Origin of the sequence: Amycolatopsis sp. cg13, from assembly GCF_041346965.1 — a bacterium.
Classification (GTDB): Bacteria; Actinomycetota; Actinomycetes; order Mycobacteriales; family Pseudonocardiaceae; genus Amycolatopsis.
The window spans coordinates 3,382,131-3,404,346 of the sequence record NZ_CP166848.1; the positions used below are offsets into that span (position 1 = coordinate 3,382,131).

Annotated in this window: 28 protein-coding genes; 9 read left to right on the forward strand and 19 right to left on the reverse strand. The window is 70.3% G+C overall.

The annotated features are described in order from the left end of the window. Positions 1-18: 18 nt before the first annotated feature. Genes AB5I40_RS15260 through AB5I40_RS15270 form a run of 3 tightly spaced genes read right to left on the reverse strand, consistent with a single transcriptional unit; the run spans position 19 to position 3,736 of the window. Positions 19-1,191, reverse strand: coding sequence for a M20 family metallopeptidase (locus tag AB5I40_RS15260; protein ID WP_370939154.1), 1,173 nt, complete (start codon positions 1,189-1,191; stop codon positions 19-21). Next, positions 1,188-2,324, reverse strand: coding sequence for an amidohydrolase family protein (locus tag AB5I40_RS15265; protein WP_370939155.1), 1,137 nt, complete (start codon positions 2,322-2,324; stop codon positions 1,188-1,190). The genes AB5I40_RS15260 and AB5I40_RS15265 overlap by 4 nt, the downstream gene beginning before the upstream one ends. Beyond that, positions 2,321-3,736 (reverse strand): APC family permease, encoded by a 1,416-nt coding sequence (locus AB5I40_RS15270; RefSeq protein WP_370939156.1) that lies wholly within the window; start codon positions 3,734-3,736, stop codon positions 2,321-2,323. Before AB5I40_RS15270 ends, AB5I40_RS15265 begins: the two co-directional genes overlap by 4 nt. 327 nt (positions 3,737-4,063) lie before the next feature. On the opposite strand from AB5I40_RS15270, the gene AB5I40_RS15275 reads away from it, so the two are divergent. Beyond that, a complete protein-coding gene (locus AB5I40_RS15275; protein ID WP_370940525.1) occupies positions 4,064-5,371 on the forward strand; it encodes a glutamine synthetase in 1,308 nt (435 codons plus the stop codon). A 6-nt stretch (positions 5,372-5,377) separates the two neighbouring features. Here AB5I40_RS15275 and AB5I40_RS15280 read toward each other — a convergent pair whose 3' ends face one another. The 7 genes from AB5I40_RS15280 to AB5I40_RS15310 form a co-directional block, all read right to left on the reverse strand. Continuing rightward, the gene (locus AB5I40_RS15280; protein WP_344268106.1) at positions 5,378-6,037 is read right to left on the reverse strand and encodes a peptidoglycan recognition family protein; all 660 of its coding nucleotides are present in this window, start codon (positions 6,035-6,037) and stop codon (positions 5,378-5,380) included. A 48-nt stretch (positions 6,038-6,085) separates the two neighbouring features. Continuing rightward, entirely contained in the window at positions 6,086-6,628 is a 543-nt protein-coding gene (locus AB5I40_RS15285; protein WP_370939157.1) for a Uma2 family endonuclease, read from the reverse strand. A gap of 50 nt (positions 6,629-6,678) precedes the next feature. Further along, a complete protein-coding gene (gene trpA / locus AB5I40_RS15290; RefSeq protein ID WP_370939158.1) occupies positions 6,679-7,470 on the reverse strand; it encodes a tryptophan synthase subunit alpha in 792 nt (263 codons plus the stop codon). Continuing rightward, on the reverse strand, positions 7,467-8,684 hold the full coding sequence (trpB, locus tag AB5I40_RS15295; RefSeq protein ID WP_370939159.1) for a tryptophan synthase subunit beta: 1,218 nt from the start codon (positions 8,682-8,684) through the stop codon (positions 7,467-7,469). Before trpB ends, trpA begins: the two co-directional genes overlap by 4 nt. Continuing rightward, complete coding sequence (gene trpC, locus AB5I40_RS15300) at positions 8,681-9,490, reverse strand: indole-3-glycerol phosphate synthase TrpC (RefSeq protein WP_009074973.1); 810 nt, start codon at positions 9,488-9,490, stop codon at positions 8,681-8,683. The genes trpB and trpC overlap by 4 nt, the downstream gene beginning before the upstream one ends. A 120-nt stretch (positions 9,491-9,610) precedes the next feature. Next, entirely contained in the window at positions 9,611-10,129 is a 519-nt protein-coding gene (locus tag AB5I40_RS15305; protein WP_370940526.1) for a Trp biosynthesis-associated membrane protein, read from the reverse strand. 190 nt (positions 10,130-10,319) lie between these two features. Continuing rightward, a complete protein-coding gene (locus tag AB5I40_RS15310; protein ID WP_370939160.1) occupies positions 10,320-11,882 on the reverse strand; it encodes an anthranilate synthase component I in 1,563 nt (520 codons plus the stop codon). Between the two features lie 54 nt (positions 11,883-11,936). On the opposite strand from AB5I40_RS15310, the gene AB5I40_RS15315 reads away from it, so the two are divergent. Further along, positions 11,937-12,584 (forward strand): TetR family transcriptional regulator, encoded by a 648-nt coding sequence (locus AB5I40_RS15315; RefSeq protein WP_370939161.1) that lies wholly within the window; start codon positions 11,937-11,939, stop codon positions 12,582-12,584. Here the strand turns inward: AB5I40_RS15315 and AB5I40_RS15320 are convergent. Genes AB5I40_RS15320 through hisF form a run of 3 tightly spaced genes read right to left on the reverse strand, consistent with a single transcriptional unit; the run spans position 12,581 to position 14,069 of the window. Beyond that, positions 12,581-12,943: a DUF1304 domain-containing protein gene (locus tag AB5I40_RS15320; RefSeq protein WP_182896750.1), complete on the reverse strand. Its 363-nt coding sequence runs from the start codon at positions 12,941-12,943 to the stop codon at positions 12,581-12,583. The genes AB5I40_RS15315 and AB5I40_RS15320 overlap by 4 nt on opposite strands. Beyond that, entirely contained in the window at positions 12,940-13,299 is a 360-nt protein-coding gene (gene hisI / locus AB5I40_RS15325; protein WP_370939162.1) for a phosphoribosyl-AMP cyclohydrolase, read from the reverse strand. Before hisI ends, AB5I40_RS15320 begins: the two co-directional genes overlap by 4 nt. Beyond that, positions 13,296-14,069 carry an imidazole glycerol phosphate synthase subunit HisF gene (gene hisF / locus AB5I40_RS15330; RefSeq protein WP_370939163.1) on the reverse strand — a complete coding sequence of 258 codons (774 nt, stop codon included), beginning with the start codon at positions 14,067-14,069 and terminating at the stop codon, positions 13,296-13,298. The genes hisI and hisF overlap by 4 nt, the downstream gene beginning before the upstream one ends. Before the next feature lie 98 nt (positions 14,070-14,167). Here hisF and AB5I40_RS15335 point away from each other — a divergent pair, with 98 nt between their 5' ends. Genes AB5I40_RS15335 through AB5I40_RS15350 form a run of 4 tightly spaced genes read left to right on the forward strand, consistent with a single transcriptional unit; the run spans position 14,168 to position 16,508 of the window. Beyond that, complete coding sequence (locus AB5I40_RS15335) at positions 14,168-14,683, forward strand: SigE family RNA polymerase sigma factor (RefSeq protein WP_370939164.1); 516 nt, start codon at positions 14,168-14,170, stop codon at positions 14,681-14,683. Continuing rightward, on the forward strand, positions 14,680-15,654 hold the full coding sequence (locus AB5I40_RS15340; protein ID WP_370939165.1) for a hypothetical protein: 975 nt from the start codon (positions 14,680-14,682) through the stop codon (positions 15,652-15,654). The genes AB5I40_RS15335 and AB5I40_RS15340 overlap by 4 nt, the downstream gene beginning before the upstream one ends. Positions 15,655-15,670: 16 nt before the next feature. Then, positions 15,671-16,105, forward strand: coding sequence for a hypothetical protein (locus tag AB5I40_RS15345; protein ID WP_370939167.1), 435 nt, complete (start codon positions 15,671-15,673; stop codon positions 16,103-16,105). Positions 16,106-16,124: 19 nt separating this feature from the next. Next, complete coding sequence (locus AB5I40_RS15350; RefSeq protein ID WP_370939168.1) at positions 16,125-16,508, forward strand: PPOX class F420-dependent oxidoreductase; 384 nt, start codon at positions 16,125-16,127, stop codon at positions 16,506-16,508. A gap of 1 nt (position 16,509) precedes the next feature. Here the strand turns inward: AB5I40_RS15350 and AB5I40_RS15355 are convergent, their stop codons facing one another. Next, positions 16,510-16,854: a DUF1330 domain-containing protein gene (locus AB5I40_RS15355; protein ID WP_370939169.1), complete on the reverse strand. Its 345-nt coding sequence runs from the start codon at positions 16,852-16,854 to the stop codon at positions 16,510-16,512. A gap of 86 nt (positions 16,855-16,940) precedes the next feature. Then, positions 16,941-17,867 carry a helix-turn-helix transcriptional regulator gene (locus tag AB5I40_RS15360; RefSeq protein WP_370939170.1) on the reverse strand — a complete coding sequence of 309 codons (927 nt, stop codon included), beginning with the start codon at positions 17,865-17,867 and terminating at the stop codon, positions 16,941-16,943. Between the two features lie 88 nt (positions 17,868-17,955). Here AB5I40_RS15360 and AB5I40_RS15365 point away from each other — a divergent pair, with 88 nt between their 5' ends. After that, positions 17,956-18,381, forward strand: coding sequence for a VOC family protein (locus AB5I40_RS15365; protein ID WP_370939171.1), 426 nt, complete (start codon positions 17,956-17,958; stop codon positions 18,379-18,381). Continuing rightward, complete coding sequence (locus AB5I40_RS15370; RefSeq protein ID WP_370939173.1) at positions 18,378-18,695, forward strand: YdeI family protein; 318 nt, start codon at positions 18,378-18,380, stop codon at positions 18,693-18,695. The genes AB5I40_RS15365 and AB5I40_RS15370 overlap by 4 nt, the downstream gene beginning before the upstream one ends. A 29-nt stretch (positions 18,696-18,724) precedes the next feature. On the opposite strand, the gene priA is transcribed toward AB5I40_RS15370, so the two are convergent. Continuing rightward, positions 18,725-19,456, reverse strand: a complete 732-nt coding sequence (gene priA, locus AB5I40_RS15375; protein ID WP_116202272.1) for a bifunctional 1-(5-phosphoribosyl)-5-((5-phosphoribosylamino)methylideneamino)imidazole-4-carboxamide isomerase/phosphoribosylanthranilate isomerase PriA — start codon at positions 19,454-19,456, stop codon at positions 18,725-18,727. 152 nt (positions 19,457-19,608) lie between these two features. Continuing rightward, positions 19,609-20,232 (reverse strand): imidazole glycerol phosphate synthase subunit HisH, encoded by a 624-nt coding sequence (gene hisH / locus AB5I40_RS15380; RefSeq protein ID WP_370940527.1) that lies wholly within the window; start codon positions 20,230-20,232, stop codon positions 19,609-19,611. Between the two features lie 131 nt (positions 20,233-20,363). On the opposite strand from hisH, the gene AB5I40_RS15385 reads away from it, so the two are divergent. After that, on the forward strand, positions 20,364-20,549 hold the full coding sequence (locus tag AB5I40_RS15385) for a hypothetical protein (RefSeq protein ID WP_370939174.1): 186 nt from the start codon (positions 20,364-20,366) through the stop codon (positions 20,547-20,549). Positions 20,550-20,582: 33 nt separating this feature from the next. On the opposite strand, the gene AB5I40_RS15390 is transcribed toward AB5I40_RS15385, so the two are convergent. Together AB5I40_RS15390 and AB5I40_RS15395 are read right to left on the reverse strand one after the other, a co-directional pair. Next, positions 20,583-21,473, reverse strand: coding sequence for a transketolase family protein (locus AB5I40_RS15390; protein WP_370939175.1), 891 nt, complete (start codon positions 21,471-21,473; stop codon positions 20,583-20,585). Then, the gene (locus AB5I40_RS15395) at positions 21,473-22,171 is read right to left on the reverse strand and encodes a thiamine pyrophosphate-dependent enzyme (protein WP_370939177.1); all 699 of its coding nucleotides are present in this window, start codon (positions 22,169-22,171) and stop codon (positions 21,473-21,475) included. The genes AB5I40_RS15390 and AB5I40_RS15395 overlap by 1 nt, the downstream gene beginning before the upstream one ends. Between the last annotated feature and the right edge of the window lie 45 nt (positions 22,172-22,216).

Consider the following 22,216-nt stretch of genomic DNA (forward strand, 5'->3'; position numbering starts at 1 on the left):
GGTCACGGCCGTCCAGGGTCACACTGTGTACTGCGGGTCGGACGCCGCGGCGAGGTACCCGGCCAGCAGCGCGTCCGCGACCTGGCCGACCGCGGCGTCCTCGGGCAGGAACGTTTCGCCGTGCAGGCTGGGCGCGCCCGCGGTCTCGCCGAGGCCGACGAACAGCATCAGGCCGCGGACGCCGTCGCCGCAGTAATGCGCGAAATCGTCCGCGCCGAAAGACCGGAAATCGACGTCGACGTCCGCGCCGCCGTCCTCGAGCCAGCTCCGCGCGGCGGCGGCCAGCGCCGGATCGTTGACCAGGACGGGTTCGCACGGGCTGATCCGCAGGTCCGCGGTGCATCCGTAGGCGCGTGCGGTGGCGTGCACGACCTCGTCGAGCGCCTCCAGCGCGCGTTCGCGGTCGCTCGCGCGCATCAGCCGCAGCGAACCGAACGCCGACGCCGTATTCGGCACGACGTTCGCCGCCGTGCCCGCGCTTAACCGGCCGATCGTGCAGACCGCTCCGTGCATCGGGTCGATCCGGCGGCTCGCTACCTGCTGCAGGCTCACCACCAGTTGGCTGAGCGCCAGTACCGGGTCGCGCAGCAGGTGCGGATATCCGGCGTGGCCGCCTTGGCCGTGCACCACGACCTCGAACTCGTCGGTGGACGCGTTCACCGGCCCAGGCGCGGCCGAGACAACGCCGTACGGCAGCCGCGGCTGAACGTGCGCGCCGATCACCGTGTCGATGCCGCGCTCTTCCAGAATGCCCGATTCGACCAGGTCGAGCGCTCCCGACGGGGACGTTTCCTCGCGCGGCTGCAGGATCGCGAACAACGGACGCGGGAGTTCGACGCGCCGCGCTGCCCGGCAGACCGCGGTCAAGGCGGCGAGGTGGACGTCGTGGCCGCAGGCGTGCATCAAGCCGGTCTTCGCGGCCCATTCGACGCCGGTGCGCTCGACTACCGGCAAGGCGTCCAACTCGGCGCGCAGGGCTACAGCTGGGCCAGGGTGCGGTGCGGAGATCGCGATGAGCCGCCCGGTTTTCGCGACCCGCTCCCCCTCGCCCAACGCGGCCGCCACAAGCCGGGCGGTGTCGTCCTCGTCGCCGGACACACGCGGATCGGCATGAATCCGGTGTCGCAATTCCACCGCGGCGGGCAACTCCTCGGCCAACGCCGCGCGCCAGGCCTCGACCAAGTCGTTCATGCCCGCTCCAGCCCGTAGATCCTGGCCGCGTTCTCGTGCCCGGCCAAGCGGGCCAGCCGAATTGCGTCCACTTCGGACAGTGCGTCCGCGGCGAGGGCGGTGCGCAGGAAGTCGGACAGTCCTTGCCGGAACAGCGCGGTGCCCAGGTGATACAGCTCGGCCAGGCCGAACGCGTCGGTGGAGAACAGGAGTTTCCCAAACGGCGCCAGCTCCAGCGTCTCGGCCAGGATGGCGGGCGCGCGGAAGCCCGCGTTGTGTGTGATGAGGCCGACGTCGACGAAGACGTGCTCGAAGACCTGCGCGAGGTAGGCGGCGTTGCGGTGGAACGGGTAGTTGTGCAGCAGCAGGATCGGGACGCCCGCGTCGCGGGTCGCGCGCAGCAAACCGGTGAGCCGCAAGGGATCGCAGCGGTGGAGGTCGACGTCGGAATCTCCGTAGCCGACGTGGAATTGCACCGGGAGCCGCCGGTCGATTCCGGACCAGATCAGGTGGCGGTGCAGGACCTCGTCGGCGAGCCGGACCGGGTCGCCCGCCTCGATCCGGGCCAGCCAGCGTCCGGCGGCGGCTTCGACTTCCGCGGGAGCCGGGCGTTCGCCGGACAGCTCCAGCCCGACCCGGTATGCCGCGATGGACTTCACGCCGACCGCTGTGGTGGTGCGGCGGTCGAGTTCGGCGGCGAAGTCGTCGGCGAAACTGGCGGCGCTGGTGGTGCGGATGACGTCTTCGGCGACCTGTTCCAGCCGGACGATGTCGTGCGCGCGGGCGTCGGCCAGTTCGGCGAAGTCCTTCGTGGCGGTGAGGGATTCGGGCAGGAAACCGCCGTCCAGCAAGTAATCCGTGCTGCCGGTGCCGCGAAGGAACCGCCGGTTGACCTCTACCGCGCCCAGTTCGGCGCGGCGGGCGAGGTAGTCGTCGGCCGGGGCGTGTTTCGGCAGGTCGAGGATCGGCGCGCAGCGTTCGCGCACGGACAGGCCGATCAGCGAATCGAACAGCGACGTCCCCAGCGGCGACACGGTGTCCGCCTCGGTGAGCATCCGCTCGAACCCGTCGCGGTCGACGCCGCCGGTGCGGACGCCGTGGCAGTGATGGTCGACCAACGGCAGGTCCGCGACGAAATCGAGCAGTCCGGTCATGCCTCTCCTTCAGCGAGCCTCTCCCCCACCCTACGGGCGAATCCGGGCGCCGAGGCGACCACGACGACAGCCAGCACGAGCACGCCACCCGCGACGACCGGGAACCACCGCGCGGGACCGTCGGTCGGATACGGCACCACGTTGACGTACACGGTGTACCCGAGCAGAACCAGCGCACCGATCGGAAACGCCAAATGCCACCACGGCACACGCATCCGCCGTCGCACGAACAACAGCAGGATCGCGCCGAGCGTGGTGAGCAGGTAGATGACTAAGAGGATCAAGGTGCCGATGGATCCGGCCCAGGCGAAGGTGTCGTCCGCGGTGGCACCGAAGAACACCGCGCACACCAAGATGATCAGCGCCGCCGCGAGCGCGACCACAGTCACGGCGACGGCGGGAGTGCCCTTGTCGGAGATCCGGCCGATGCCGCGTCCGTCGAACGCGTCCCGGCCGAGGGCGAACAGCAGCCGCGAGCCGCCGACGACGCAGGCGAGGCAGCAGCCGAACGCGCTGATCGCGGCACCCGCGCTGATGACGTCGCCGACCCACGGGCCGACGAAGCGGCTGCCGAGATCGCCCAGCAGCGACGGGGAATTGTGGAACGCCGTGGCGTCGCCGCCGAACGCCATCATCTCGACGGCGGTCACGAGCACGAAGTAGGCACCGCCGAAGATGGCCGTGCCGAGGATCGCGCGCGGGATGTTGCGACGCGGGTCGCGGGTCTCCTCGCCGAGCGTCGCGGCGGCCTCGAAACCGGCGAACGACAGGAAACCGAACACCGCGCCGAGGAAAATGCCGGAGACTCCGGTGTCCGGCACGAAAACCTGCAGCGTGAACCGTCCGCTGGGTGCGTCTCCGGCGATCAGCCGGACCAGGATGACCACGGTGACCAGCAAGATGAGCGCGATGGTCGCGCCTTCGACGGCAAGCAACGTGCTGGTGCCGCGACGAGCCGGGGCGACCGCGAGCAGCCAGCTGCCGATCAGCGCGACGGCGGTCAGCACGAACGGCCCCCACGACGGCGGATGCGGCCAGATCCCGACCTGCGTCAGGAACGCCGTACCGAGCACACCCGCGGCGGAACTGGTGACCACGGCGTAGAAGGTGTAAGTGCCGAGCAGCCCGATCCCGGACACGACGCCCGCGCGTGGTCCGAGGGTCGCGCCGACGAACGCGTAGACGGATCCCGCGTGCTGATAGTGGCGGCAGAGCTGGACGAAACCGTACGCGACCAGCAGCACCCCCGCGGCCGAGAGCAGGAACGCCAGCGGAACCGCGCGTCCGGCGGCCGTCGCTGTTTGCTGTGGATTGATGTTCGCGGCCATGCTGGGTGCCATGAGCGCGACGGACAGCCCGACGGCCTGCCAGACCGACAGGGTGCGCCGCAATTCGGGACGGTCTCCGGACACGGATGCGCTCCTTTCCCGAGGAGTACACAGTGAACCTTCCGAGCGGTGCGGAGAGCGAGCGCCGACCGGCTGAACTCTCTCGTGCGGCACGGAAGGAGCGCCTCGTTTCCCGTCACGCTCGACCAGGAGCAGCTACCGCGGAAACCCTCGCCCGCCCGTTTCCCGCCAACTCGACCGCGACCGGCTGCCCACCAAGGCACCCCCACCTCGACCGGCCGCACCTCCCCTCCAGCGTTGAAGGAGCAAACCTTGTCGTCCCCCTTCTCGTCTTCCGCCGGGCTCGACCGCGACCGGCTCGCTGAACTCGGCGCGGCGGCAGCCGGTCGGATGGAGCAGGCGGGCGTCGAGCTCGTCGCGCTGAGTTTCGTGGACAACTCCGGGATTTCGCGGGTCAAAGCGGTTCCGGTAGCGAGGCTGGCGACGGTCGCGGCGTGGGGAGTCGGCGCGTCGAACTCGTTCGATTTCTTCCTCGGCACGGACAGCATCGCTGACGGCGAGCATTCCCTCGGCCCAGTCGGCGACCTGCGGCTGCATCCCGACCTCGACGCGCTCACCGTCCTCGCCGCCCAGCCCGGCTGGGCGTGGGCCCCGGCGTGGCGGTACGACCAGGACGGGCACCAGCATCCGCAGGACACCCGGGGCCTCGCCGCGGCCGCCGTCGCACAGCTCGCCGACCGCGGTCTGTCCGCGCGGATGGCCTTCGAACTGGAGTGGATCACGACCGACGCGGACGGCATCCCGCTGCCCGGTCCGGCCTACGGATACTCTCGGCTGAGCGCGAACCACGAGTATCTCCGAGCGCTCGTGTCCACTTTGGACAAATGCGGCGTGAAAGTGGAACAGATCCACCCGGAGTACGCGGCGGGCCAGTTCGAGCTGTCGATCGCCGCGACGGATCCAGTACGCGCAGCCGATTTAGCCGTACTGACAAGGGAAACCGTGCGGACAGTGACCGCCGCGCACGGCCTGCGTGCGTCGTTCACGCCGAAGTTCGAACCGGGCGGCGTCGGCAATGGCGGACACGTGCACCTGAGCCTCTGGGACGGCGAACGGAATCTGTGTGCGAACGGAACCGGAGCGTTCGGGCTGACGGAGACCGCGGAATCCTTCGGTGCGGGCATTTTCCGCCGGTTGCCCGCGCTGCTGGCGGTCGGCGCGCCGTCGGTGGTCAGCTATCTGCGGCTGGAACCGCACCATTGGGCAGGCGTGTTTACCGCGTGGGGACTGGAAAACCGCGAAGCACCGCTGCGCCTGATCCGCGGCGCGGCCGGACAGCGCGACACGGCGGCGAACCTGGAGGTGAAGTGCTTCGACCTCACCGCGAACCCGTATCTGGTGGTGGCGGGACTGCTTTTCGCCGGGCAGGCAGGCATCGACGCTGCGGCGAGCTTGCCGGAACCGGTCAGCGTGGACCCGGGGTCGCTCTCCCCCGAAGACGCTGCGGCGGCTGGAGTCGCGCGGCTGCCGCAATCGCTGTCGGAGGCGATCGCCGCGTTCGAGGCGGACGATGTGCTGCCGGACGCGTTCGGCCCCCAGCTGGCCACGACGTTGGCGGACGTGCGCCGTGCTGAAGTGGCCGAGCTGGGGTCGCTGGAACCGGCGGAGCTGTGCCAGGTGCTGCGATTCCTGCACTGACCCGGTTCACCGAAGCAAGGCCGCCACCCGGGACTGCAATTCGGGCAGCATCGCGTACAGCTTGTCGCCCGGGCAGTCGGTGTTGTAAAAGTCGCGGTGTCCCTTGATTTCCTTGACCGGGATGCCGTACTGGCGGCACACGTACGCCACGAACACCACCAGCGAATCGAACTGCGCCTTCGGCGGGGCGACCTGCATGTAGGTGCCCTCGTTCTCGATGCCGATCGCGTTGTCGTTCTGACCGGGGCAATGCGCCGCGCGGACGATCTTTTTGCCGCTGCGCAACGCGTCCAGGCTGCCGTGGCGGCCTTCGAGCCGGTAGCCGCCGCGGGAGACCGTGAAGTGCTGGCCGGTGTCGGACCAGCCGTTGTTGTCGATGTGGTCGGCTTGGTCGTTGCGCGCGACCTGGAACGCGTGCTCGAGCGAGTAGTCGGTGCTGTTAGGGCAGTCGATGTGGTGGATGAGCACGCGATTGGCCGGATGGTCGAGCGTGGTGAGCGGATCCGCGGGCGGGCGCGCACCCCACTCCGCACAGCTGTAGATGCGCGGCGCCGCCGCGGCGTGCGCGAGGCCGGGCAGCACGAGCCCCGCCGCCGCGGCAGCGCTCACGCCGGCCGCCCCGCGCAGGAACGTCCTCCGGGGAACCTGTCCGATGTCGAAAGCCATGCGCCGCACTGTGCGCGGACGGCGTACACGATGCGTACAACCGGCCGCTCAGGCGCGCAGATCCAGCTGCGCGGGGAACGGTTCGGCCAGCGTGAGCACCCCGCCCTCGCTCTTCGCGTGCGGCAGGTACTCGCCTTCGGAAAGCGCGTACACGGTGGCGGCTTCCTGCTCCGGGTCGACGAGCAGGTAGTACGGGATGAGCGCTTCGGCGTAGAGGGCTTTCTTGAAGATCCGGTCCTGCACCCTGGTGGACGGCGATTCGATCTCGGCGGCCAGCAGCACCTCGGACGGCGGATACCAGGTCGTGGCCACGTCGGGGCAGGTGACGATCACGAAATCCGGGATCAGCAGCCGACTTTCACCGCAGCGAACCGCGACGCCGGGGAGCAGTGCAGTGCCTTTCGGCAAGGCTGGCACCATTGCGAGCTGCAATCGCTGGAGCCACTGCTGGTGCAGCGCTGTCGGAGCCGGACCCATCACCAGGGTCCCGTCGACTCCTTCGATCCGGTTGCCGAGGAGCTGTTCGTTCGGCAGGGCGAGTACTTCCGCCAACCCCGGAGCCTCACCCGGGTTGATGTCGTTGGTCTGCATACCGAGAGAGTACGAACGACCACCGACAGTTTCCGGCGCTCGACCCGGGATCAGGCCGGAGCGACCGCCTCGCGCACGCCCTTCGCCAGCTCCGAAGCCAGCTTCGCCACCCCGTCCGGACCGTCCGCCGCGGCCGTGACCAGCGCGGATCCGACGATCACCGCGTCCGCGAACCCGGCCACCTGCGCGGCCTGCTCCCGCGAACGGACCCCGAGGCCCACCCCGATCGGCAGCTCGGTGTGCTCCCGAGTCCGCCGCACCAGGTCCTCCGCGTGCACACCCACCGCGTCGCGGGCGCCGGTCACGCCCATCACCGCGGTCGCGTACACGAAGCCCGAGGACGCCGCCGTAGTCTTCGCCAGGCGTTCCTCCGACGACGACGGCGCGACCAGGAAGATCCGGTCCAAGCCGTGCTCGGCGGACGCGGCCATCCACTCGTCGGCCTCGTCCGGGATCAGGTCCGGCGTGATCAGGCCCAGGCCACCAGCCGAAGCCAGGTCGCGTGCGAACGCGTCGACCCCGTAGCGGTGCACCGGGTTCCAGTACGTCATCACCACCGCGCGACCGCCGCGCGCCGACACCGATTCCACGACCTCGAACAGCTGCTTCAGCCGGAAACCGCTGGCCAGCGCCGCCTCGGCGGCCGCCTGGATGGTGGGGCCGTCCATGACCGGGTCGGAGTACGGGACGCCGACCTCGACCAGGTCCGCTCCGCCGTCGATGGTGGCGGCCAGCAGGTCTTTCGAGCCGTCCACGGACGGGAATCCGGCGGGAAGGTAGCCGACCAGCGCGGCCCGGTGTTCCGCCCGCGTCGCCGCGAACAGCTCGTCGAGGCCGCTCACTTGTCCTCCCCGTCCACGAGCCCGAACCACTGGGCCGCGGTGTCCATGTCCTTGTCGCCCCGGCCGGAAAGGTTGACCACGATCAGCCCGTCCGGGCCCAGCTCGCGGCCCAGTTCCAGGGCCCCGGCCAGCGCGTGCGCCGATTCGATCGCCGGGATGATGCCCTCGGTGCGCGACAGCAGCCGGAAGGCGTCCATCGCGGCCGCGTCGGTGACCGGGCGGTACTCGGCGCGGCCGGAGTCCTTGAGCCACGCGTGTTCCGGGCCGACGCCCGGGTAGTCGAGCCCGGCGGAGATCGAATGCGATTCGACCGTCTGGCCGTCCTCGTCCTGCAGCAGGTACGACATCGCGCCGTGCAGGTTGCCCGGGCTGCCCTTGGTGAGCGTCGCGCCGTGCCGGTTGCCCTCGATGCCCTCGCCGCCCGGCTCGAGGCCGACCAGCCGTACCGACGGGTCGTCGTAGAAGCCGGAGAAGATGCCGATGGCGTTGGACCCGCCGCCGACGCACGCCGCGACGACGTCCGGCAGCCGGCCCGCCTTCTCCAGGATCTGCGCCCGCGCCTCTTCGCCGATGACGTGGTGGAAATTGCGCACCATCATCGGGAACGGGTACGGGCCGGCGGCGGTGCCGAAGAGGTAGTGCGTGTCCTCGGCGTTGGTGACCCAGTCGCGCAGGGCCTCGTTGATCGCGTCCTTCAGCGTGCGCGACCCGGTTTTCACCGGCACGACCTCGGCGCCGAGCAGCTTCATCCGCGCGACGTTCAGTGACTGGCGCTCGGTGTCGACCTCGCCCATGTACACGACGCAGTCGAGGCCGAGCAGCGCGCACGCGGTGGCCGTGGCGACGCCGTGCTGGCCAGCCCCGGTCTCCGCGATGACGCGCTTCTTGCCCATCCGGACGGTGAGCAGCGCCTGGCCCAGCACGTTGTTGATCTTGTGCGAACCGGTGTGGTTGAGGTCCTCGCGCTTGAGGAACACCCGCGCGCCGCCGGCGTGCTCGCCGAACCGCTTGGCCTCGGTGAGCAGCGACGGACGGCCCGCGTACTCGGTGAGCAGCCGGTTCAGCTCAGCGGTGAACTCGGGGTCGTGGCGGGCCTTCTCGTACTCCGCCGCGACCTCGTCGACCACGCCGATCAGCGCTTCCGGCATGAACCGGCCGCCGTACGGACCGTAGTAGCCGCGTTCGTCCGGGTCGTGCTTGCCGCGTTCGGTCACCGCGAGGGCCTCGGGCAGGCGGGGTGCGAACCGGCGGTGACGAGCTTGACGACCGCGCCCTTCGGGTCGCCGGAGGCCACCAGGCCCTCGCCGACGAGCACCGCGTCCGCGCCGTGGCCGGCGTACGACATCAGGTCGCCCGGGCCGCGGACGCCGGACTCGGCGACCTTGAACACGTCCATCGGCAGGCCGGGCGCGAGGCGGGAGAACACGTCGCGGTCCACTTCGAGGGTGTGCAGGTTGCGCGCGTTGACGCCGATGACCTTCGCGCCCGCTTCGAGCGCGCGGTCGGCCTCCTCGGCGTTGTGGATCTCCACGAGCGCGGTCATGCCGAGCGATTCGACGCGGTCGAGCAGCGCGGCGAGCGCGTTCTGCTCCAGCGCGGCGACGATCAGCAGGACCATGTCCGCGCCGTGCAGCCGGGCCTCGTGCACCTGGTACGGGCTGACGATGAAGTCCTTGCGCAGCACGGGAATGTCGACAGCGGCACGCACGGCGTCGAGGTCGGCGAGCGATCCGCCGAAGCGGCGCTGCTCGGTGAGCACGCTGATCACGCGCGCGCCGGCGTCCTCGTAGTCGCGGGCCAGCGCGGCCGGGTCGGGAATCGTGGCCAGCTCGCCCTTGGACGGGCTGCGCCGCTTCACCTCGGCGATGACACCGATGCCGGATTCGCGCAGCGCCGCCATCACGTCACGCGGCGGGACGGCCTTGGCCGCCCTGGCCTTCAGTTCGTCGAACGGCAGCGCGGATTCCCGCTGCGCGAGGTCCTCGCGCACGCCGGCGACGATGTCTTCGAGCACGCTCATCGGACGCCCCTACCCGCTGCCGCACTCCTGGGTCCACTCGCAAGCTCGCTCACAAAAACCTTCCCCTTCCCGCCGAAACGATGCTAACCCCCGCTCCATGACCGGCCGGTTCCGGGTTGCTCAGCGCCGCGGATCCCCGCCGTCGGTCGGGTCGTCGCCCTCCGACAGCGCCTCCCACAGCTCGGTGTCCGGATCCTTCCGCGCCGCCTTGGCTCCCGGTGCGGCGTAACGGGCCCCGAGCTTGCGCGCGGCTCCCGCCCACTTGATCGCTGCCAACCCGCCGAGTGCGACAAGAATTCCGCCCAGCACCGCGATCAGGTGGCCGAACACGATTTCCGTGCCGGGCAGCCCGGGCGCGAACCCGCCGAACTGGATCCCGTCGACGCCGCTCCAGACGCCCGCCGCACCGGCGAGCACCAGCACGATCCCGAGCACGCGGCGCAGCCAGCCGCCGGTGGCGATGGCCCCGGCGACGCCCGCGAGCGCGAGGATCGCGAGCGGCACGAGCGCGGTGGAGCGCTGTTCGCCGGGTTCGGTGTACAGGACGGTGCCGCGCACGCCCTCGTCGCGGAATTCGGCGAACCACACCATCCGGGACGCACCCCACAGGGCCAGTGCGCCGAGCAGGAGGGCAAGGATGATCGTCCACAGTGGACGGCGCGCCGAAGCGGCGGCGGGTTCGGGTGTCGTCGGCGATTTCCCGCTCTCCGAGAGCTCCTCGGCAGCGGTTTTCCCTGCGGCAGGCGATTTTTCACCGACATCCGCCGGACGGACCGCGTCCTCTCGCGCCTCGGCGCCGCCGCGCCGTGGTTCCGCCTCCTCGGACCGCTCAGACACCGGCGGCGTCCTCAGCCGGGTCCAACTCGCCCGCGGGGATCATCGTGCCCGCCGCGGCGATCGCGGACAGCACGGTGCGGGCCTTGTTGAGCGATTCGGTGTCCTCGTAGTCCGGGACCGAATCCGCGACCACGCCGCCGCCCGCCTGGACGTAAGCGGTCCCGTCGAGCATCAGCGCGGTGCGGATGGCGATCGCCGTGTCCGCGTCGCCCGCGAAGTCCAGGTAGCCGACGACGCCGCCGTACAGCGCTCGGCGCACCGGCTCCAGCTCCTCGATCAGCTGCATCGCCCGCACCTTCGGCGCGCCGGACAGCGTGCCCGCCGGGAAGCAGGCGGTGACCGCGTCGAACGCCGTGGCGTCGTCCTTCAGCTCGCCGGTCACCGTGGAGACGATGTGCATGACGTGGCTGTAGCGCTCGATCTGGAAGAAGTCGACCACGTGCACGGTGCCCGGTTTGCAGACCTTGCCGAGGTCGTTGCGGCCGAGGTCGACGAGCATCAGGTGCTCGGCGCGTTCCTTCTCGTCCGCGAGCAGGTCCTTGGCGAGCTGCGCGTCCTCCTCCGGGTCCGCGCCCCGCCAGCGGGTGCCCGCGATGGGATGCGTGGTGGCGCGGCCGTCGCGGACGGTCACCAGCGATTCCGGGCTGGAGCCGACGATGTCGAAGCCCTCCAGCCGCAGCAGGTACATGTACGGGCTCGGGTTGGAGGTGCGGAGCACGCGGTACACGTCGAGCGCGTCGGCCCCGGTCTCGATCTCGAAACGTTGCGACGGCACGACCTGGAACGCTTCGCCGGCCTTGATCGCCTCGACCGCCTTGTCGACGGCCGCGTGGAAATCTTCCTTGGCGCGGTGGCGGCGGAACTCCGGCGCCGGCCGGTCGAACGTCGCGACGGTCGGCGGCGCGGGGACCCGCAGCTGCTCGGTCATCGCGGACAGCCGGGCCAGCGCGTCGTCGTACGCGGCGTCCACGCGCTCGGCCGAGTCGTCCCAGTTGACCGCGTTGGCGATCAGCGTGACGGTGCCCTCGTGGTGGTCGAACGCGGCGAGGTCGGTGGCGAGCAGCATGGTCAGCTCGGGGATGTCGAGGTCCCGTTCGGCCAGCTCGGGCAGCTTTTCCAGCCAGCGCACGGAATCGTAGCCGAGGTAGCCGACCATTCCGCCGGTCAGCGGGGGCAGGCCGGGCAGCGGTTCGGTGTGCAGCGCCTCGACGGTCGCGCGCAGCACCTGCAACGGGTCGCCCTCGGTGGGCAGGTTGTCCGGCGGGGTGCCGGTCCAGACCGCTTTGCCGTCGCGCACGGTGAGCGCGGCCGGGCTGCGCACGCCGACGAACGACCAGCGCGACCACGATTTCCCGTTCTCGGCCGATTCGAAGAGGAAGGTGCCGGGCCGGTCGGCGGCGAGCTTGCGGTAAATCCCCAGCGGGGTCTCGCCGTCGGCGAGCACCCGGCGCACCACGGGGATCACGCGGCGGCTCTCGGCCAGCGCGCGGAACTCGGCGCGGGACGGGCTGACCGGGCCGGGCCCGGCCGTGGACGTGGCTGCTGAGCTGACCATGCGTCTCATTGTGCCGCTACGGCCGCGTCCGCCGGTCGGCGGGCTCTCAATTCAATGACTGTTGAATTCGGGGCGGCGACCGGTCAAGATGGACCGGTGAACACCGAAGACACTACCGCGCGCCGCCGCGGCCGCCGCCCCGCTGGTCAGGACACCCGCGCGGTCCTGCTGGAAGCCGCCCGCACGGTGTTCGCCGAGAACGGCTACGAACGCGCGACGGTCCGCTCGATCGCCGCCCGCGCCGGAGTCGACGCGGCCATGGTCAACCACTGGTTCGGCGGCAAGGAGGGCCTGTTCGCGCAAGCGGTGCTGAAACTGCCGTTCGAACCGGCGGAACTCATCGCGATCCTGCGCGACGGCCCGGTCGACGAACTGGGCTCCCGGATCGTGCACACGTTCCTGACCCGCTGGGACGGCGTCGGCGGCGGCACGTTCCAGGCGCTGATCCGCAGCATTGCCAGCCACGACGCGGCGAGCACCGTGCTGCGCGAGTTCTTCTCGCAGTTTTTCACCGGACTGCTGACCGAACTCAGCGTCGACCGGCGGGAGTTGCGGGTGTCGTTGTGCGCTTCGCAGATGGTGGGGATGGGGCTGATCCGGTACGTGGCCCGGTTCCCGCCGATGGTGGAGGCGGACGTGGACACGCTGATCACCGCGGTGGCGCCGACTTTGCAGCGCTACCTGACCGGCGACATCGACTAGCGCGACAGCAGCAAGAAGACCAGCGCGAGCCCGCCGGGCAGCACCTGCACCAGCAGGATCCGCTTCGACGACGTCGCGGCGCCGTAGAGCCCGGCCACGATCACGCACGCCAGCCCGTACAGCTTCAACTGGAAGCCCGCCGGGTCGGCCGCGATCAGGCCCCAGATCAGGGCGGCGGCGAGGAACCCGTTGTACAGCCCCTGGTTCGCCGCCAGCGTCTTGCTCTCCCGGGCGAATTCCTCAGTGGTGCCGAACGCGGCGCGCGCCCGCGGCGTGGTCCACAGGGCCATCTCCAGCACGACGATGTACAGGTGGATCAGGGCGACGAGCCCGATCAGCACGTTCGCGACGACGGTCATGACGCGCTCTCGTCGGCGAGCAGCAACCGTTCCTCAGTGTCGAAACAGGTGTGCGTCCCGGTGTGGCAGGCCGGGCCGGTCTGATCCACCCGCAGCAGCACCGTGTCGCCGTCGCAGTCGACGCGGACCTCTCGCACGTGCTGGACGTGGCCCGAGGTCTCGCCCTTCACCCACAGTTCCTGCCGGCTGCGCGACCAGTACGTCCCGCGGCGCGTGGTGAGCGTGGAGTCGAGCGCGTCGTCGTTCATCCACGCCATCATCAGCACGTCCGACGTCGCGTGGTCCACTACGACCGCGGCGATCAGGCCGTCCGCGTTCCACTTCAGACGGGCGGAAAGTTCCGGGGAAAGGCTCATCGCACGACCACCCCGCCGGTGCGCAGCGCGCCCTTCACGTCGCCGATCGTCAACTGTCCGAAGTGGAATACGCTCGCCGCCAGCACCGCGTCGGCGCCGGCTTCCACGGCGGGCAGGAAATGTTCGGTCGCGCCCGCGCCGCCGCTGGCGATCACCGGGACTCGCACCGCTTTGCGGACCAGGTCGATCAGTTCGAGGTCGAAGCCGGTTTTGGTGCCGTCCGCGTCCATCGAGTTGAGCAGGATTTCGCCCACGCCGAGTTCCTCGCCGCGCGCGGCCCACTCCACCGCGTCGATTCCGGTGCCTCGGCGACCGCCGTGCGTGGTGACCTCGAAGCCGGACGCCGTCGGTTCGCTGCCTTCCGGCACGCGCCGCGCGTCGACGGACAGCACGACGCACTGTGCCCCGAACCGGCGCGACGCCTCGCGCAGCAGCTCCGGGCGCGCGATCGCGGCCGTGTTGATGCTGACCTTGTCCGCGCCGGTGCGCAGGAGCCGGTTGACGTCGTCGGCGGAGCGCACGCCGCCGCCGACGGTGAGCGGGATGAAGACCTGCTCGGCGGTGCGGCGGACCACGTCGAAGGTGGTTTCGCGGTCGCCGGAGGACGCGGTGACGTCGAGGAAGGTCAGCTCGTCCGCGCCTTCGGCGTCGTACCGGCGCGCGAGCTCCACCGGGTCGCCCGCGTCGCGCAGGTCGGCGAAGTTGACGCCCTTCACGACCCGGCCCGCGTCGACGTCGAGACAGGGAATCACCCGAACCGCCACAGCCATGCGCTCCAGCCTAGTCGGCCGCTCGGTCAAGCCCGCCGCGACGGCTTCGTCACCAATTTTCGGATCCGATGCATCAAAACCGCACCCTCGCGCGTCTCATGATCGTGACCACCGGTTTCGACGATTTCGTGGCGGAACGCCTCGACGGGCTGCTGCGCTACGCGACCGTCCTCGCCGACGACCCGCATCTGGCGCAGGACATCGTGCAGGACGTGCTCCTGCGCGCCCAGCAGCGCTGGTCGAAGATCGACTCGCCGCCCACCTACGTCCGCCGGATGATCACCAACGAGTACCTCTCGTGGCGCCGCCGCGCCGCCCGCCGCGTGGTCCCGTCGAACCATTCGGTGCTCGATTCGCTCGGGCCGCCGACCGCCGATCCCAGCACCGCCTACGACGAACGCGACGAAATGCTCGCCTTGCTGGCCACGCTGCCGCGGAAACAGCGCGCCGCGGTCGTGCTCCGCTACTACGAGAACTACACCGACGCCGAAATCGCGGACTTCCTCCGCTGCGGCGTCTCGACCGTGCGCAGCCAAATCTCGCGCGCGCTGGCGACGTTGCGCGCCGGAATGCCCTCGTTGCCGCCCGTCCTCACCACCGGAGCAGGAGAATGACCCCGTCGAACGAGACCGAGACGCTGGTGCGCGACAGCCTCGAACGGCTCGCGGAGCAGGCACCGGACGGCAATGAGGTCCTCAACGCGCTCGCGCGGGCCCGGCAACGCCAGCACCGGCGCCGTCCTCGCCTCGCGCTCGCCGCCGCGGCCGCCGCGGTGATCGCGGTCGCCGCCGGGGTGCCGCTGGTGGTCAACACGGTCACCGACGCGCCCGCGCAGCTCACGCCCGCCGCTGGACGCCCGGTGCTCGCGTACACGCCGGCCTGGCTGCCGGACGGCTTCACCGAGCAGTACCGCTCGGGCGGGCCCGGGAACACCGCCCAGGTGCGGCAGTGGCAGTCCGGAGCGAGCCGGGTCGAGGTCGCGGCGCACTCCACGGCCGATCCGGAATGGGCGCAGACCGCGCTGCGCATCTCGGCGTTGAAGGACCAGGTCGTGGTGCACGGACGGGTCGCCATGGTGACCGGCCCGAGCGACACGATCGCCACGCTGACCTGGATGCCGGACGACCGGCACGTGCTGACCGCCAAGGTCGAAGGCGTCCCGGACGCGCGCACGGTGGCTGAGCAAGTGGCCGATTCGGTAACCCAGGAACCCGTGCTGGTCCGCGGCGAGGCGCGGTTCGGACCGCTGCCCGCGGGAATGCGCGAAGAAGCCACGACGGTGCGCGGCAGCGACTCGGACAACGCGACAACCGTGCTCGACGCCAGCGGTCCGGCAGGCAAGGTGCGCGTGACGATCGGCGGCGGCTCCCCCGCGCTCGGCGGATCCGGGCCGGTGCGGGTGCGCGGCCTGTCCGGGGCTTACGTGCCCGCCTCCGGACCGGCCGACGCGCAGGTCACCGTGCGGCTGTCATCCGGACGGTGGCTGACCGCTTCCGGCCGGTTGCCGCGCGAACAGCTCGTCGCGGTGGCGGACGGGATCGTGCTCGATTCGGCACCGGATTACGCCTGGCTCGGCACCCGCTGACCGCTACCGTGAGGCTATGTCCGACTTGGGGGAGTCTCGGAGCGCGTTCGCGCGGATAGCGACCGCGGTCGGGATCGGCGCCGCGATCATCGCCGTGCTGGTGGCCTGGTGCGTTGGTGCCAACTACCTCGCCCAGCTGACCGCGGGCGAGCAGCTGACCTGCCGGTTGCGGAATCTCGTGCCGTGGTCGGGCTTGGGCGTGACGCTGTGGCAGGTCAGTTCGCTCGTGCTGTTCCTGCTCGCCGGAGCCGGAATCTCGGCGCTCCTCGGACGCCTTGGCGTGCGAAAGGCGGCTCTCGGCATTTCTGCGGCTCTGGTCGTCCTGTTCACCTGGGGCTACGTGGAGGCGACCCACGTGGTGATGCACAAGGTCGCCGACCACGGCACATCGATCGCCGTGCCGACGACGCCCGGCGGGCAGCAGCCGGTCGACCGCTGCCAAGGACTGTGACGCCGTCTACCGTGGAGCTATGTCCGAACTGGAGCGTCTCGGCGCCGAGAAGTACGTCGTGCTGACCACTTTCCGCCGCGACGGCCGCGCGGTGCCGACCCCGGTGTGGGCTTCCCGCGACGGTGACGAGCTGGTGTTGTTCTCCGAACGCACCGCGGGCAAGGTCAAACGGATCCGCAACAACGGCGAGGTCCGGCTGCAGGCCTGCGACGTCCGCGGCCGCCGAGTGCACGGCGCCGAAGTGAACGGGACCGCCCGGCTCCTCGACGCCGCCGACAGCGACCGCATCCGCGGCGTCATCGCCCGCGACTACGGCATCGTCGGACGCGTCACCATGTTCTTCAGCCGCCTCCGCGGCGGGCCGGAACGGACGATCGGGATCGCGATCAAACTCGCCGAGTAAGTCAAAGGGCCGCCTCGCGGAGCCGGGCGCCCATGGCGGCCGAGTCGTGGTCCGGGCCGCAGCCTTCGACCAGGATCACGTCGCCCACCAGGTGGTCGGTGCGCAGGTGGAGGATCTTGCGGTAGTCCGCCGATGCGTACCACTCCTCGGCAGCGGCGAAATCCGGGAATTCGAGCACGACGGTCGCGCCCGGCCAGGCGCCTTCCAGCACTCGGGTCTGTCCACCGTGGACCAGAAACCGGCCCTCGAACGGGTCGAGCGTCGCCTGGATCAGCTCCATGTATTCGTAGACCTCGGCGTCCACGGTTCCGGGCTGGCGCAGGTGGGCGATGGCGTAGGCGGTCATGTCCGGCTCCTCGGGTCGATTTCGTTGCCTGCCAACCAATCCTGTCCACCCCGGTGCATGGAGTCGATTACCTCGCGGGTAATCGTTCAGCTGCCGTATCGGGCTGACAGCTCCCGTCCGATGCGGGCGAGTTCGGCACGGACCGACTCCGGTTCCACCACCTCGACCATGTCTCCCCAGCCCGCCAGCTGCTCTGCGATAGAGCGCGCCCAGTGCGCCGCCACCGTCACCTCAACCCGGCCGTCCTGCTCCCCGATCACCTCGCAATGCCGCCCGAAATGCGATCGCAGCACGGACAGGTACCGCGCGTCGATCAGCACCGTCGCGGACACGAGCGAACGCCGCTGCTCCATCTCCTCCACGACCCGCGCCCACTGTTCCCGGAGATCGAAGTCGTCCGGCAGCTGCGAGGGCAGGTCCGTGGTTTCCGCCGCCGAGATCCGGTCGACGCGGAAAGTTCGTTGTCCCGCAACGGTTCCGGCGATGAGATACCAAACCCCGTCCTTGTCGGCGAGGCCGTACGGATCGACTAACCGCCCTTTGCCGCTGTAGTCGAACCGCACCTTGCGCCGTTGCACCACCGCCTGCTGCAGCGACTGGACGAGCGCGGGCGGCTCGCGATCCCGCTCGCCCCACCCCGCCGGATCGGACACGACGGCTCGCGCGGCGGCTTCGGCATCGGCTCGGAACGTGGCGGGCAGCGCACGGACCAGCTTACGCAACGCGGACGACAATTCCGGACCGCCGGACGCCGCCGGGCCCAGCATCAGGAACAACGCCTGCGACTCGGCCGCGGTCAGCCCGCTGAGATCGGTGCGCGCTCCGCCGACGAGCGACCATCCGCCGCCGCGTCCGGGCTGCGGGTAGACCGGGATCCCGGCCGCCGACAACGCTTCCAGGTCGCGGCGGGCGGTCGCCACGGAGATCTCCAGGTCCTCCGCCAGCTCGGCAGCGGTCACCCGGCCGCGGGCCTGAAGCAGCAGGACGGCAGCGACAAGACGGTCAGCGCGCATGTTTTTGATTCTCTCCCTAAAAGTGCTCAGAAGATGAGCACTTTGGAGGAGAAGCTAGTCCCACAACCGAGCAGACAAGGAACCCGACATGCTTCGAGGACTCAGCACCGTCACCTTCTACTCCCCCGACTTCGAGGCGGCGAAGCGCTGGTACACCGACCTTCTTGGCGTCGCGCCGTACATGGACACCCCCGCGTACATGGAGTGGCGCATCGGCGATTACCAGCACGAATTCGGCATCGTGCACAGCTCGTACGCCACCAGCGAACTCTCCCGGACCGCCGACCTCGCCACTGTCGGGCAGCCCGCGGGCGCGGTCGTCTTCTGGCACGTCGAGGACGTCCCGACGACGCTGGAGCGCGTCGTCGCGATGGGCGCGAAGGTCCACGACGCCCCGCGCGACCGCGGCACCGGGTTCATCACCGCGTCGGTGATCGACCCGTGGGGCAACGTCCTCGGCCTGATGTACAACCCGCACTACGTCTCGGTCCGGGAAACGCTGGTGCGGGCATGATGATCTTCAGCGACGCCGCGTCGTGGCGGGACTGGCTGGCCGAGCACCACGATTCGGCCGCCGAGGTGTGGGTGGTGCTGGCGAAGAAGGGCACGCCCGGCCTCACCTACGAGCAGGCGCTGCAAGAAGCGCTCTGCTACGGCTGGATCGACGGCCTGACCCGCCGCCGCGACGGGTCCACCTACACCCAGCGGTACACGCCGCGACGGCCGAAAAGCCCTTGGTCAGCACGAAATCTCGCCCGGGCCGAGCTGCTCCGGAAGGAAGGCCGGATGCAGCCTGCCGGACAGCTCGCGTTCGACCGGGCCGCGTGATTTCCGTTGCCCGGCACAGATTCCCGCCGTCAGCGAACCGCGGCGAGAGCCTCCGGCAGGGTGAAAGCGCCCGCGTACAGCGCCTTCCCGACGATGGAGCCCTCGACACCGTCGGAAGCCAGCCCGGCCAGCGCGCGCAGATCGTCCACACTGGACACTCCGCCGGAGGCGATGACCGGCGCGTCGGTGCGGGCGGTGACCTCGCGCAGCAGCTCCAGGTTCGGGCCGCGCAGCGTGCCGTCCTTGCTCACGTCGGTGACGACGTACCGGCTGGCCCCGTCGCGGTCGAGCCGCTCCAGGACCTCCCAGAGGTCGCCGCCGTCGGACGTCCAGCCGCGCGCGGACAGCCGGTGCCCGGCCTCGGTGATCCGCACGTCGAGCCCGATCGCGACGCGGTCGCCGTATTCGGAGACGACCTTCGCCGTCCAGTCCGGGTCCTCGAGCGCCGCGGTGCCGAGGTTGACCCGGCGCGCGCCGGTGGCGAGCGCGGCCTCGAGCGACGCGTCGTCCCGGATGCCGCCGGAGAGCTCCACCTGCACGTCGAGCCGCTTGACGACGTCGGCGAGCAGCTCGCGGTTGCTGCCCTTGCCGAACGCGGCGTCGAGGTCCACCAGATGGATCCACTCGGCGCCGTCGCGCTGCCACTGCAGGGCCGCTTCGAGCGGGCTGCCGTAGGAAGTCTCGGTGCCCGCCTCGCCCTGGACGAGTCGGACCGCCTGGCCGTCGGCAACATCAACTGCGGGAAGGAGCGTGAAAGTCACGCGCACAGACTATGCGGCGGGGTCGGGCGCACCGTCCGGGGGATATCCGCTCGCCCCGACGGCGTCGGCGAGCTAGGCGGTACGGCGGGGGATGAGGCGCCGACAACGTGAGCAGCGGCACATCCTCCTGCCGCAGCAGAGTTCTTGGCCGCTTACGCCAGCGTGCCCAGCCAGTTGCGCAGCAGCTGCGCCCCCGCGTCGCCGGACTTCTCCGGGTGGAACTGGGTCGCCCACAGCGGGCCGTTCTCCACCGCGGCGACGAAATCCTCGCCGTGGTTCGCCCAGGTCACCTTCGGCTGCTGGCCGGCGAGGCCGGAGTCCAGCTCCCACTTCCGCGCGGCGTAGGAGTGCACGAAATAGAACCGTTCCTCCGGGTCGATCCCGGCGAACAGCTGCGAATCGGCGGGCGCGCGGACGGTGTTCCAGCCCATGTGCGGGAGCACGTCGGCGTGCAGGCGCTCGACCGTGCCCGGCCATTCGCCGGTGCCCTCGGTCTCCTCGCCGTGCTCGACGCCGCGCGAGAACAAGATCTGCATGCCGACGCAGATGCCCAGCACCGGACGTCCGCCCGCCAGCCGTTTGCCGATGATCCGGTGCCCGTGCACGCCCAGCAGCCCGCTCATGCACGCGGAGAACGCGCCGACGCCGGGCACCACGAGGCCGTCGGCTTCGAGCGCGGCGTGCGGGTCCGCGGTGACCTCCACCTCGGCGCCCGCGCGCTCGACGGCGCGCTCGGCGGAGCGGAGGTTTCCGGAACCGTAATCGAGGATCACCACACGAGACACGCCTCCGAGCGTAGTCCCCCGGAGAATTTCGTTCCGAAGCCGTTTCGTTCTCTCCCCGATCGGGTACCCATCAGGCTATGCGTGGGCGCCGCCGGCGCCCCCGGACCCGGAAAGAGGACGAAATGTCCGAGTCCGATCTGCTGTGCCGGATGTTCCAAGCATGGCGCGAAGACATCGACAGCGTGCCGTTCCCGCAGTTCAGGGAGCTGACGATCCCGCCGCAGAAGACCCGTGCGGAGATCGACCTGGCGCGCCGGTCGACCGCGCGCACGGCGAACCCCGTGCGGCGCGCCGACGGCGGCTGGTGACCGCGAGCGGTTGCCCGCTGCCGGAATCCCGCTTTATCCGGTGAAAAATTCCTTGAGGGACAACGCGATCGAACCGGCGTCGAGCCCGTGCACGAGATCGTGGTCGGCGAGCGTGCCGTAGATCCGCACCTCGGTGTCCCGCCGGGTGCCGAGGTTCAGCAGCCGGTGCGGCCGGTCGGCCAGCGCGTCGGCGACGCAATGCGCGGACGTTCCCTTGAGATACGGCTCCACCAACGCCACATCGGCGACGTCGGTCACCGCGGCACGCAGTCCCTCGGCGTCGAACGGGCGCACCGTCGAGGTGTAGAGCACCGTCACGTCCATGCCCTCGGCCGCTTCCAGCACCCGGTCCAGCATCGGGCCGACCGCGATCACCACGCCGCGCGAGCCCGTGCGGATCGTCTGCAGCCCGACGCCGAGATGCGGCGCGGAATTCTCCTGCGCGGACAGGCGCAGGTACGTCCGGCTGTCCCCCGGCACCGAATCGAGCAGCAGCCGCCGCGCTTCCTCGGGATGGCCGGGAACGTGGACGTACCAGCCGGGCAGGGAATCGATCAGCGCGACGTCGCCGGGAGCCTGATGCGTGCGGCCTTCCATCGGCATGTCGTAGGAACAGCCGTACGACACCAGCACCGCGCCGAGTTCCTGGTGGCTGAGATCCAATTTGATCTGTTCGAACGCGCGCTCCACGAGGAACGCGTTGAAGGTATGGACAATTGGCCGCAACCCGGCGAGCGCGAGGCCGGCGCCGGTGCTCACGAGCAACTGCTCGCGGATCCCGACATTGATCACCCGGTCCGGATGCCGTCGCGCGGCCTCGGCGAACGACGCGGCCGAGATGTCGGCGAGGACGACCGCCACGTCCGGGTCGGTGGTGACGATTTCTTCCGCAGTGGCCAGGAAGGTTTCCCGCATGTTCGGCATCAGCGCGCGCCTTTCGGTTCCACGACGGCGACGACCGCGAGCGGCCGTCCGGGATGAGGGGTGGTGAACGCGTCATACAGCGCTTCGTGGTCGCGGCCGGACACCGTTCGCACGGCCCAGCCTTCCGTTTCGAAGCGGCGTGCGATGCCGCCTGGCCAGCCGTGGGACGAGGACTGGTTGTCGATGACCACGGTGGTCAGCTTGTCGAGCCCGAGCCGCGCGGCGACGACGATCGCCTCGTGGTTGGAACCCTCGTCGAGTTCGGCGTCGCCGATCAGCGTGACGATGCGCGAGCTGAACCGGCGGGCGCGCAGGCCGAGCGCGGTGCCGATGGCGATCGGCAGGCCGTGGCCGAGCGAGCCGCTGGAGATTTCGACGCCGGGCGCGCGCATGCGGTCGGGATGATGGCCGAGCCGCGAACGCGCCGAACTCCAGTCGGCGAGTTCGTCCTCGTCCAGCCAGCCTTTCGCGACGAGCACCGCGTAGTACGCCATCGGCCCGTGCCCCTTGGACAGCAGGAACCGGTCGCGCCCGGGCCGGCGGGCGGTCTCCGGGCCGAGGCGGAGGACGCGGTCGAACAGCACCCACAGGACGTCCACTGTGGACTCCGCGGCCGCGTGGTGTTTGTCGTCGCCGGTCATCAGCGAGATCAGCCGGGGCAGGTCCGCGTAGCCCGGCTCGTGCGTCGTCGTGGTCATGTCCTCGACCATGCAACCTCGACCAAACTGAAGGTCAAGCGCTAA